General features: G+C 72.1%; 5 protein-coding genes and 1 pseudogene. 3 read left to right on the top strand and 3 right to left on the bottom strand.

The features are described 5' to 3' along the window. The 3 genes and pseudogenes from R6V09_RS45195 to R6V09_RS45185 all read right to left on the bottom strand — a co-directional run. A pseudogene (locus R6V09_RS45195) lies at positions 1-153 on the bottom strand (short chain dehydrogenase); the annotation flags it as partial. Between the two features lie 9 nt (positions 154-162). Continuing rightward, the gene (locus R6V09_RS45190; protein WP_317887297.1) at positions 163-1,239 is read right to left on the bottom strand and encodes a Zn-dependent alcohol dehydrogenase; all 1,077 of its coding nucleotides are present in this window, start codon (positions 1,237-1,239) and stop codon (positions 163-165) included. A 39-nt stretch (positions 1,240-1,278) separates the two neighbouring features. Next, on the bottom strand, positions 1,279-2,139 hold the full coding sequence (locus tag R6V09_RS45185; RefSeq protein WP_317887296.1) for a MaoC/PaaZ C-terminal domain-containing protein: 861 nt from the start codon (positions 2,137-2,139) through the stop codon (positions 1,279-1,281). Between the two features lie 291 nt (positions 2,140-2,430). Here R6V09_RS45185 and R6V09_RS45180 point away from each other — a divergent pair, with 291 nt between their 5' ends. The 3 genes from R6V09_RS45180 to R6V09_RS45170 all read left to right on the top strand — a co-directional run. Further along, complete coding sequence (locus R6V09_RS45180) at positions 2,431-3,366, top strand: ABC transporter ATP-binding protein (RefSeq protein ID WP_317887295.1); 936 nt, start codon at positions 2,431-2,433, stop codon at positions 3,364-3,366. After that, positions 3,366-4,082 carry an ABC transporter permease gene (locus R6V09_RS45175; protein ID WP_317887294.1) on the top strand — a complete coding sequence of 239 codons (717 nt, stop codon included), beginning with the start codon at positions 3,366-3,368 and terminating at the stop codon, positions 4,080-4,082. The genes R6V09_RS45180 and R6V09_RS45175 overlap by 1 nt, the downstream gene beginning before the upstream one ends. A 17-nt stretch (positions 4,083-4,099) precedes the next feature. Next, the coding region (locus R6V09_RS45170; protein ID WP_317887293.1) for a sensor histidine kinase at positions 4,100-5,239 on the top strand (1,140 nt) is incomplete at its 3' end.

The raw sequence follows: 5,239 nt of genomic DNA, 5'->3' as shown, positions 1-5,239 counted from the left end.
GGAGGCCTCGCCGGAGCCGTCCCGGCCCGGCTGGCCGTAGTCGTTGACGACCACGGCCGCACCGAGCCGGGCGAGTTCGAGCGCCTCGGCCCGGCCGAGCCCGCGTCCGGCACCGGTGACGATCGCGGCCAGGCCCTCAAGTGGCGACGGCATGCCCGGCCCTCAGATCTCGATGCAGGTACGCAGGGCCGTCCCCGAACGCATCTGGTCCAGGGCCTCGTTGATGTCGGCGAGCGGCACCCGGTGGGTGATCAGGCCCTCCAGGTCGACGCGGCCCGCCCGCCACAGGGCGATCGTGCGCTCGTAGGAACGCAGCACGTCGCCGCCGCCGTACATCGAGGGCAGGATGCGCTTCTCGTCGAAGAACAGCTCGAACATGCTGAGTTGGAGGAAGTCGTCGAGCGCGCCCGCGCCGACGACGACGAGGGTGCCGCCGCGCCGGGTGTTCTCGTAGGCGGTGCGGGCGGTGGCGGAGCGGCCGACGACCTCGAAGACGTAGTCGAAGCCCTCGCCGCCGGTGACCTCCTGCTTGGCGGCGGGCAGCTCGTCCGGTGAAACCGCCCTCGTGGCACCGAACTTGAGCGCGGCCTCGCGGCGCGAGGCGACCGGGTCGACGGCGACGATCTCGGCGGCGCCCTTGAGCCGGGCGCCCTGGATCGCGGAGATGCCGACGCCCCCGCAGCCGATCACGGCGACCGACGAACCGGCCTCCACATCGGCGGTGTTGAGGGCGGCGCCGAGTCCGGTGGTGACGCCGCAGCCGATGAGGGCCGCGATGTCGAAGGGCACGTCGTCGGGGATCGGCACGGCGCAGCCGGCGTCGACGACGACCTCCTCGGCGAAGGTGCCGGTGCCCGCGAAGCCGAAGACGTCCCCGCCGGGGCGCTTGAAGTTGGGGGTACCCGCGTTCATGAACCCGGCCAGACACAGCTGGGTCTGGCCGCGCTTGCAGGCGGCACACACACCGCAGGCCGGCAGCCAGCAGACCACGACCCGGTCGCCGGGCTTCAACTGGCCCACGCCCTCGCCGACTTCGAGGATCTCGCCGGCGCCCTCGTGCCCCGGGACGAAGGGCGCAGGCTGTGGCAGGACACCGGCCATCGCGGACAGGTCCGAGTGGCACAGCCCCGTGGCGCGCACCCGGATCCTGACCCGGCCGGGCCCGAAGCCCGTCGTCTCGACGTCGTCGAGGACTTCCAGTTTGTCCTGGCCTATCTCGTGCAGTACGGCTGCGCGCATGGTGCGGCTCCCCTCAACTCTGGTCAACTCTGGCCCGGCTCAGGCGTGTTCGACGATCGTGTCGGCGAGGACAGGTGCGTCGTCCCGCTCCACGGCGCTCACCGCGACCCGCACTTCGCTGTCGCCCTGCCGCCACATGCGGATGCGCAGCGTCTCGCCGGGGAAGACGACTCCGGCGAACCGTGTGTCGTAGGAGCGCACCCGGGTCACATCGCCGTCGAGCAGCGTGTCGACGACCGCCTTGAGCGTCATGCCGTAGGTGCACAGCCCGTGCAGGATGGGCCGGTCGAATCCGGCGAGCTTGGCGAACTCGGGGTCGGCGTGCAGCGGGTTCCAGTCGCCGGAGAGGCGGTAGAGGAGGGCCTGGTCCTCGCGGACGGCACGCTCAACCACCTTGTCGGGCGCCCCTGTTGGGGGTTCGAGGCGGGTGGAGGGGCCGCGGTCGCCGCCCCAGCCGCCTTCTCCCCGTACGAAGATCTGCGCGTCGTTGGTCCACAACGGGCCGTCGGCGGCGGCGACTTCGGTGCGCATGACGAGGACGGCCGCCTTGCCCTTGTCGTAGACGGCGGCGATGTGGCTGGTGGTGGTCGCGGTGCCCTTGGCCGGGATCGGGCGGTGCAGGCGCAGGGACTGGCCGCCGTGCAGGACGCGGGCGAGGTCCACCTCGATGCCGGGCATGGACAGGCCGCTGATCACGCCGGGTGAGCCGTTGCCCGCGACGGTGGCGAAGCTCGGCAGGACGTGCAGCCGGGACTCCAGGGTGTAGCGCAGCTCGTCGGGGTCGGTCGCCGGGGTGCCCGCGCCGAGGCCGAGGTGGTAGAGCTGGACGTCCTTGGTGTCCCAGGAGATCTCGCCGGTCCGGGGTTCGGCCGCGAGGGCCTGGGCTGCGTCGATGGGCATGGGGCTCCTGATCGCCGGTGGTCGAAGACCTCGGTGCGGCCGTCCGCACCGTCGGCCGCACCGAGGTCGTCACGGGCCGACCTAGAACGCGTTCCAGTCCGGCGCCCTTCTGTATAGCCGAGCGCCCCGCACTTGTGAAGGCTCCTGACGGTGCGTCAGGTCGGTGTCGGTACCGGCGTCCGTAACTGTGTCCGTACCTGTGTCCGTTCCGGCGCCCGTGACATTTGTCCTGCCCGAGTCCGTACAAGCGCATCTGCCGGGCGGGGGGCGCGGATCCGTAGCGTCGTAGCCATGACACAGACAGGTGGGGCGGCGGACCGGACAGAGGCTGCCGTGTCCTTCGCGGGGGCGGTCAAGACCTTCGGCGCGGTGCGTGCCGTGGACGGCGTGGACCTGGAGATCGGGCGCGGCGAGACGGTCGCGCTGCTCGGCCGCAACGGCGCGGGCAAGTCGACGACGATCTCGCTGCTGCTCGGGCTGAACACGCCCGACACCGGCACGGTCGAACTGTTCGGCGCCGCACCGGAGTTGGCCGTACGCAACGGCCTGGTCGGAGCGATGCTGCAGGAGGCGCGGGCGGTGCCCCGGGTCACCGTCGGCGAGCTGGTCGCCTTCGTCGCCCGGCGCTATCCGACGCCGATGCCCGTCGCGCAGGCCCTGGAGCTGGCCGGTATCGGCGAGCTGGCCGGGCGGCGGGTGGACCGGCTGTCGGGCGGGCAGACGCAGCGCGTGCGGTTCGCCGTGGCACTGGCGGGCAACCCGGCGCTGATCGTGCTCGACGAGCCTACCGCCGCCCTGGACGTGGAGGCGCGGCACGCGTTCTGGCAGTCGATGCGGGCGTACGCGCGGCGCGGTCACACCGTCCTGTTCTCCACGCACTACCTGGAGGAGGCCGATGCGCACGCCGACCGGATCGTCGTCATCGACCGCGGCCGGATCGTCGCCGACGGCACCGGCGAGCAGCTCAAGCGGGCGGCCAGCGGCAGCCTCGTCTCCTTCGACCTGGCGGGCGGCTCCACCGAGGGCCTCGCCCAGTTGCCCGGCGTACGGACCGTCGAAATCCGCGGCGACCGCGCGCTGCTGCGCACCGACGACTCGGACGCGACCGTGCGCGCACTGGCGGACCTGGACGCGATCCGCGGCCTGGAGGTCACCCCGGCGTCCCTCGACGACGCGTTCCTGGCACTGACGGCACACGAACTCGAACCCGAAATGGAGACGGTGTGATGTTCGACTACCTGCGCCTCGAAGTACGCCGGACCCTGCGCGACATCGGCTTCGTGATCGGCGGGATCGCGATGCCCGTGATGATGTACCTGCTGTTCACCAACCTCGGTGGCGACGACAGCGGTTACCAGGCCACGGCCATGGTCGGCATGGCCGCCTACGGCGCGGTCGGCTCCGCGCTCAACACCGGCGGCGGGGTCGCCGAGGACCGGGCGATCGGCTGGCTGCGCCAACTGCGGGTGACACCGATGACCCCGCGCCAGGTCGTCCTGGGCCGGGCGCTGACGGGCTCGGTGACCGTACTGCCGGCGATCGTCGCAGTGCTCGCGGCGGGCGGCCTGGTCAACGGCGTACGGCTGGCCGCCTGGCAGTGGGCGGCGATCGCGCTGCTGCTGTGGCTCGGCTCGATCCCCTTCACCCTCCTCGGCCTCGCCAACGGCTACGGCCTCACCTCCCAGACCACCGGCGTCGCCAACATGGCCTGCAACCTGGGGCTCTCGGTGATCGGCGGCCTGTGGTTCCCGATCAGCCTCTTCCCGGGCTGGCTGCAAGCCGTGTCGGAGTACACCCCCACCAACCGCTTCGCCGAACTCGGCACCTCCGTCGCCGGCGGGCACGCGCCGGCACTCGGCGCGATCGTGGTGCTGACCGCTTGGCTGCTCGCGTTCGGTTCGTACGCTGTGCTGGCGTACCGCCGGACCGGGCGGACCGTGTGACCGGGGGAGCGAGAGAGATGTCCTGGATACAGGGGATCACCTGTCAGGTGCGGGCCTGGCAGGCGGCGCGGGCCGACTGGAAGGCCGACATGGAGCGGTTCAAGACCGCGCGGAAGGAGGCCCGCAGGACCGGCGGGAAGATGCCCGAACAGCCCGGTCCGCCGCCCACCGGCTTCGCGCTGCTGCCGTGGCTGCTGATGGGAATGGGCTCCTTCTCCAACCTCCTCCAGGGCAAGACCCCCAACCCCTGGATCGGCGCCCTGGGCCTGCTCGCCTTCAACTCCCTCTACATCAACGTCGTCTTCCGCGCCTTCGTGAAGGACAAGCGCGAGTCGCTCTCGACCCGCGTGGCGCTCGGCGCGATGTGCCTGATCACCTGCGGTCTCGCCCTCGGCTACGGCGGCAGCTGGCTGTACTTCTTCCCGCTCCTCGGCCTCGCCACCGGCGCCGTACTGCGCGGCCCGTGGCTCGGCAAGACCGGCATCGCCCTGGCCGCCCTGGCGGGTGCCGTCTCCGGCGTCCGGGCGGGCACGGCCGCCATCAACATCGCCTACGGCACGTTCCTGTCCACGATGGTGACCGCGGCGATCCTCTCCCTCTCCGAGGCCGTACGCGAACTGCGCGCCGCCCGCGAGGAGTTGGCCCGCCGAGCGGTCGAGAAGGAACGCATGCGGTTCTCCCGCGACCTGCACGACCTGCTCGGCCACACCCTCTCGGTGATCGTGGTGAAGTCGGAGGCGGCCCGGCGCCTCGCACCCCGCGACATGGAGGCCGCGCTCGGCCAGATCACCGACATCGAGGCCGTCGGCCGACAGGCGCTCACCGAGATCCGCGAGGCCGTCACCGGCTACCGCGAGGGCAGCCTCGCCACCGAACTGGACCGCGCCCGCTCCGCCCTGTCCGCCGCCGACATCGACCCGGTGGTCCGCCAGTCGGGCCCGCCGCTGACCCCGCAGACCGAGGCCCTGCTCGGCTGGGTGGTCCGCGAGGCGGTGACCAACGTCGTACGGCACAGTGGCGCGACCCGCTGCGAGATCACCCTCGACGGCGTCCTGGACCGCGCCCGCCTGACCGTCGCGGACGACGGCGCCGGCGACGGAGGAGCGGCGGCGACCGTTCCCGCCGAAGGCATCGGCGGCACCGGCCTGAAGGGCCTG

The organism is Streptomyces sp. W16 (genome assembly GCF_033194735.1).
In the GTDB taxonomy this organism is placed as follows: Bacteria; Actinomycetota; Actinomycetes; order Streptomycetales; family Streptomycetaceae; genus Streptomyces.
The sequence above is the reverse complement of the archived record's forward strand: the minus strand, read 5'-3'. Positions and strand labels throughout refer to the sequence as shown.

Excerpts from the sequence above, each read along its gene's own strand:
- R6V09_RS45190 (WP_317887297.1), bottom strand. The coding sequence starts at position 1,239 with ATGCGCGCAGCCGTACTGCACGAGATAGGCCAGGACAAACTGGAAGTC.
- R6V09_RS45185 (WP_317887296.1), bottom strand. The coding sequence starts at position 2,139 with ATGCCCATCGACGCAGCCCAGGCCCTCGCGGCCGAACCCCGGACCGGC.
- R6V09_RS45180 (WP_317887295.1), top strand. The coding sequence starts at position 2,431 with ATGACACAGACAGGTGGGGCGGCGGACCGGACAGAGGCTGCCGTGTCC.
- R6V09_RS45175 (WP_317887294.1), top strand. The coding sequence starts at position 3,366 with ATGTTCGACTACCTGCGCCTCGAAGTACGCCGGACCCTGCGCGACATC.